The sequence below is a fragment of the Pseudomonas sp. 32_A genome, assembly GCF_017490905.1.
Lineage (GTDB): Bacteria > Pseudomonadota > Gammaproteobacteria > Pseudomonadales > Pseudomonadaceae > Aquipseudomonas > Aquipseudomonas inefficax.
The window spans coordinates 1-501 of sequence record NZ_JAFGYI010000214.1 but is presented as its reverse complement, the minus strand read 5'-3'; the positions used below and the strand labels follow the sequence as shown (position 1 = coordinate 501).

Below are 501 nucleotides of genomic sequence, written 5' to 3'. Positions count from 1 at the left end.
GTACTTGCCCGCGAACTCGACCGAGCGGATCTGCAGCACCTTCGAGCCGAGGCTCGCCATTTCCAGCATTTCCTCGAACGTAACGCTATCGAGCCGGAGCGCCTCTTCGACGACGCGCGGATCGGTCGTGTATACGCCGTCGACGTCCGTGTAGATCAGGCATTCGTCCGCTTCGAGCGCCGCCGCGACCGCGACCGCCGACGTGTCCGAGCCGCCGCGGCCGAGCGTCGTGATGTGGCCGTCCGGATCGACGCCCTGAAAACCCGTGATGATGACGACCTTGCCCGCGTCGAGATCGCGGCGCACGCGCTCGTCGTCGATCGAGTGGATGCGCGCCTTCGTGTACGCGCTGTCGGTCTTGATGGGCACCTGCCAGCCGGCATAGCTCACCGCCTCGACGCCGATGTCCTGCAGCGCGATCGACAGCAGGCCCACGCTGACCTGCTCGCCCGTCGACGCGATCATGTCGAGCTCGCGCGGGCTCGGCTGGCTCGAGATCTC

1 protein-coding gene is annotated in these 501 nt (G+C 67.1%); it reads right to left on the bottom strand.

The window, feature by feature from the left end; translation table 11 throughout:
• On the bottom strand, window positions 1–501 hold a 501-nt coding region (locus J5M58_RS26355; protein ID WP_207880286.1), incomplete at both ends, for an aspartate kinase.